Raw genomic sequence first — 5617 nt, forward strand, 5'->3', positions numbered from 1 at the left:
TGCATTTCATTGTGAAAAATCATCGCTGGAGCCACAGACATAGACAATACCGCATCTGTAGAGGGAGTGGTCAAAAAGTGAGAAACTGAAAGTTTCTCACTCAATTGTGGAAAAGGTTGTTCTTTATGAACTGGACGCACAATCATTTGATCGGCTAAAGATTGAGAAGAGGTTGAAACAGCAGTTTGTTGTTTTTCATCAGAAAAAGGATGAGAACTTCCTGAACCTAAGACTTCAATAACGTGACTTCCAAGAGAGGAAACAGTTGGAGATACAGAAACACTAGAGACATTCTGTGCCCCTCTTAAATGACGTGGAGGTCGTGGTTTAGCTGGTTGTTTTATAGTAGGTTTACGAGAGCCTGTATTTTTTCCTCTAGAAGGAGCACCTTGATCAGATAATGCAAGAGGAATCTTCGTTTTCTTGTTTACACACTGTGCTTCAGTATTCGAACGTGTCGTACCTCCAGAGGCTCTTCCTAAATACCAAATTGTAGCACTACCACTAGAATCAGCACATCTATCTCTCTTCAGCAATTGATATTGATAGGCCCCACCATCAACAGCTGTAATGTCCTTACCCGAAAGGTCTGCCAGAGTAAAATTAGCGCCTCCATTGTGGCTTCTATCAGTAATTAAATTAATCCCTGTAACCAAACTATTCTTTTGTGAGAGAAGACCTGTAATTTCACGACCAGAATCTGCAACGCTTATTTTGTGATTACCTGCGCCCTCATCAATCGATAAGTAATCACTCGAATCCCCCGTAGCACTAATATTGAATCGAAAATGTAAACTCCCTGAAAGTTTCTCAACATGAAGTGAAATATATCGTGGATCATACGGTATAGAAGTAAAAATAACAGTCCCATTTTGCCCCCCTAAATCTTCAATTTCAATCTGAGGTTTTTCTCCCATATTCCGTTCACCAACCTCAAATATTGTTTCATCCACTCTGTCCTTTATAGAAATTTTTTCCTTAGTCGTATGATTTGTCCTATCACCAGCGAATAAATAAAGTTCTCCGTGATCATTGATCCTTACTTCTCCAAGGACCTCTTGTACACCAACATGGAACCACGATTTAGCAAAGTTGTTAACAGTCAGACCATCCACAAACCCTTCAGGATATACAACTTGAATAGCATGATCTTTCAAATTAGTAGCATAAGATTCTCCTAACGCTAAGACGTGCTGTCTCCCATTCCCAGAGACCTCAGCATACATTGATTTTCCCCCCTCTTTTCTTTGTCCTGCATAAAGATTTTGTTCTCCGTTATCTCCCACTTTCGTATACCAACCCCACGCTCCATCATACACATTCTGCTGTCCAACTGTTCCACCATCCCCAGTAACTGTGGAATTATATGCACTACTTTTTCTCTCCACGCTTGTAAGATCAATATATGGCTCTTCATGAATAAACTGCTGACCTCCCAAAATTTTGGCGTTCATTGCAATTCCAGCCCGTGTAACTATTTGCATCCCTCCTTTTTTAATAGTGGAACCTACAGAACTTTCTCCATTATCAACAAGCTCTACATCACCATCTTTGAGAATAGTATTATTGCGAAAAAAATTAGACATCAGTGCTATTTTTTTTTCTTCCTCTTCTCTATTTACCACATGTGTTGCTCTTGTTAGCACTCTATTCCTACTCTCAACTGCACTTGCAGATTGCACAAGACAACTACTGATCATCAATACTGAAAAACTTAATTTGTATTTATACCGCATTATCCACACTCCACTCTCAATTATTTAGAAAAATACCCCGCGACTACATAGATAGCTCATTTTAGATTGTATCATAATGTGTTTTATTTATGTCTAAATACAATTTTTTAGTGTATTTTTTAATTTAAACAACTTAAAGTTGCTTATCTATAAACCACTAAAAAACTCTAACTTAAAGCAGAAAAATTGAATAAAATTCAAAATGTTCACTTAAGTTAAAGGAATAATTTGCATATCTGGAATTATAGATGAAAAAAATGCTCGTGCCCTTTAATGGGGCCCCCTCTTCACGTAAAACAAAACGCCATTGGGTTGTACATTCACTCACTTGTTTTAAAGAGACATCTCTCAATGCACTCAAGCCCATTTCGCCACGTCATCCATGAATGATATACCGGTAAAGCCATTGATCCCCCCAATCTTTACGCTTATGAAGAAGCGAGCCGATATCATCATACACTTTTCCAGCCCTAAAATGTTGCAACGCGACACCCTTTGGTACTTGAGGCAGTTTATAAGAGGTATTTTTAGTTCTTTCTTGTACAATTTTTATCCACGCAGGCTTCCCTGCTTGTGACGTGCAAGAAAATGGTTTTGATTGATTCAACATAAACAGATTTGGAATGAGAGAATCCTATGATTTTCGCGACTCTCATTCAACATGCATAGAAATGAATTATTATTATAAATTCAGTATGTTGCCTTTAAAAGAGAGAGTATAAAGACATTTCTACTATTTGAGAAAGTCCTTACACTCTCGAGAAGACATAGCCGAACGTTATCTGTTTAAGTTTGCAAAACAATTACATTTGTAAAGTTAATCAGCCATACACACATATTTAGAAACTATAGCGTAATCCTAAAATACCTTGAAGAGCATTCTTAATCTTATGTCCTTTTAGATAATGTGCTTCCGCATAAAGTGTTAGTTTATCATTGACCGAACCGTTTAAACCAATTCCCAATTTACCCGCACTGCCTGATAAATCTGTAATAAATTTATACTGGTTATTAATTGTCGTATAATTATTATTTATATTCTCACGCAACCAAGCTGCCATAATGTAAGCTGTTAATGAAGTTTCTGAACTCACAAAAAATTCATGTCCTGCAGTCAATCCAACTTCACTGCGGAATGAAGTTAATGGGCTTAGATCACCTATCATTCCATTGGAAAGTTTTATTCTTTTACCTTCAACCTGCAAACCTGTTAGCTTGATATAAGGCTGCATCCAAGTATTCTGTGCCGGTTCAAAATAACAACCAATCTCAAATGATCCACCTATCGCCCACTGATTGTAATGACTTTGAATGGCTAAACCATTCGTTGATATGGCTTTCAAATTATCTCGGTAATAATTATATTTCAAAACACCATCCATATACCATCCACGATGATCAAAATAAGTTGCGTAAGTTCCAATACTATAAGAGCTCAAATCGCTGTCACCACCTCGTGCATGAGAAATACGTGCTTGATCATAACTCCCGAAACCACCAACATACAACTCTCCATGCCTTAATTCACTCAACTGATCAGCACCAAAGACTAAACCTGTCTGCCCAAGCTTAAAGTGTGTATGGCCTGTCGCAACACGTTCTCTGCTCTTAATCCCATAAGTCCATAGTTCGATATCCTTCTTATTTCTGTCCCAAATTTTTCTACCATTCCGTATAATTTGCAACTCATTATTAAAAATAAGCCCAGGAACTACGGACAACGTTAACACTGCATCTGTAGAGGGGGTTGTTGATGTTTCTCCAGGAAAAAAAGGATTTGTCGGATCTGGTATAGAAGGTTCTGGTCCACTGAGGCGGTCTGCCGATAAAAACCAAACTTTTCCATTTTCATCCTTTCTTTCTTTCAAATCATACATATAAGTTCCACCATCAATGGCGTTAATTTTTTCACCCTTAAGATCTGTCAGCGTAAAATGCGCTCCACCACTTTGATCCGTAATTAAATCACGCTTATTTGAAAAAGGATCCGTGATTTCAACTCCAGAATCAGCAACACTTATTGTATGTTTCCCAGCGCCTTTCTCAACCAAGAGATAATCACCACGGTTATGGGCAATCGTAGTATTGAACGCGAAATGTAAATTTCCTGAAAGATTATTCACATGAAGCTGAGAATAATATGGATCAGAACCTGTAAACGAAAAAATAACACTCCCTTCACCACTTAATTTTTGTATCAAAGAACTTTTTTCATCAAACTCATCAGTAATAGAGTATAGTTTTGTATCTTTTCCATTTAAAATAATATCTTCTACTGTGGTGCGTTGTTGATCATTCCCAGCATAAAGATGGATCTGCCCAGAATGGTTTACCTGTGTCTTGCCTTCTAATGTTGCTCCAGCATGCACCCATGATTTTGTTTGATCATTCATTGTTAGATTTTTTACAGATCCATCAGTATATATTTCCTGAATAGCACTCTCATTTAAAGTGACTCCAATAGCCTGACCGCCTTTTAAGATACGTTGTTTACCACCACCAAAAACTTCTGTGTGAAATGCAAAACCACCATTTTTTGCACTTTGAGACTTTTGTCCAACCTCTTGGACACCCCCTCGCATAACTTTTGTATTCCAAACTTTTCCGCCATCATATACTTTTTGTTGGCCTAGTGTTTCATCTTGACCATAAATGATAGTATGAGAAGCACTACTGCCTTTAATCTCTCCTCCAATATCCCCCTCGCCGAAAATAAGCTGCTCACCGCCATAAATTTTAGTCCCCTCTACTTTCCCTCCATTTCCAACACTTTGGTGCCCGCCTTCTTTAACAACAGCATTTTTCGAAAAACCTTGTTTTCCTTTTAAAGCCTGAACATTTTCAATTCCACCATGTTCAATTTTACTATTCTCACTGAGTCCTCCTGCATACACATAAAGCTCTGCACCATTCCTTACAGTGTTATTAATGGATCGCCCTGGACTATCAATCTCACCATCATTTGAAATGTATGCTTTACCTTCATTATCAAGGATATAATTTTCTAATATTGCCCCATCTTTAATGGAAATAAGTTCAGGCTTTTTAAGAAACGCAGTATTTTGTTCTTGTGCATTATATCCAGCATTGTCACGATGACTGCTGTCAAGCTCCTGTTGACTCGCAAACACTCTAGCACCCTTATCCATGATAAAATCGCTAGGCTTTTTCAAAAAGTCTAATTCATTGCGCGTTCTTATCATGACATCATGAGAGGCTCCAAGTATGCATCTGCCTGTTTTCATATCCTCATTGTATTGATCGTGAAATACCTTATCATTTTCATAACTTGAAGATTGACAAAAAAGTGCTGCTCTTCCCTCATTTGCAGCAGCAGCTTGCACAAAACAGCTGCTCAACATGAGTATCCAACAATGTCGTTTCCATTTATATTGTAGAGCCATATCCTCCCCCCTTCACGCCTGCATAGACACTGAACGTAATTAGCTCTACAAAACATATTTTCAACCTTAGATTGCAACAATCCTTCTTAAAAATCCTCCTTATTTCATAAAAAACCGTTCTTTACAGTTTTTTTAATACTTTTTTGATCAAGAATATAAGGGCGTTTTTATAGTGCTTCTTTAGCATTTCCTCAGAATTTTCTTATCAAAAAAAAGTAATGCATAATCAAGTATATAAGGGTATACAGTTTATCATGAACAACGAAGCTGCGTGCTCTGAAAAATTGTTCTCTGAACCTTTAATTAAAGACCTTTAAAAACAATCATATATTTAAAGATAACTAAAAAATAACCATATATTTAGAAACTATAGCGTACACCTATAATTCCCTGAAGGGACTGTTTTGTTTTACGCCCTTTAATATAATGGGCCTCACCATATAACTTTAACTTCTCACTCACTAAACTGCTTAAACC

General features: G+C 37.3%; 3 protein-coding genes. All 3 read right to left on the reverse strand.

Annotated elements, in window-relative coordinates:
* A partial coding sequence (locus tag ACFIKX_RS02835) for a pertactin-like passenger domain-containing protein (protein WP_375627620.1) occupies positions 1 to 1736 on the reverse strand: 1736 nt, incomplete at its 3' end.
* Between the two features lie 839 nt (positions 1737 to 2575).
* Entirely contained in the window at positions 2576 to 5140 is a 2565-nt protein-coding gene (bafA, locus tag ACFIKX_RS02840; protein ID WP_375627621.1) for a BafA family autotransporter, read from the reverse strand.
* Positions 5141 to 5500: 360 nt separating this feature from the next.
* Positions 5501 to 5617 (reverse strand): autotransporter outer membrane beta-barrel domain-containing protein (locus tag ACFIKX_RS02845; protein ID WP_375627622.1); only part of this gene is annotated, 117 nt, incomplete at its 5' end.

Origin of the sequence: Bartonella sp. CM86QHHN, assembly GCF_042194695.1 — a bacterium.
Lineage (GTDB): Bacteria > Pseudomonadota > Alphaproteobacteria > Rhizobiales > Rhizobiaceae > Bartonella.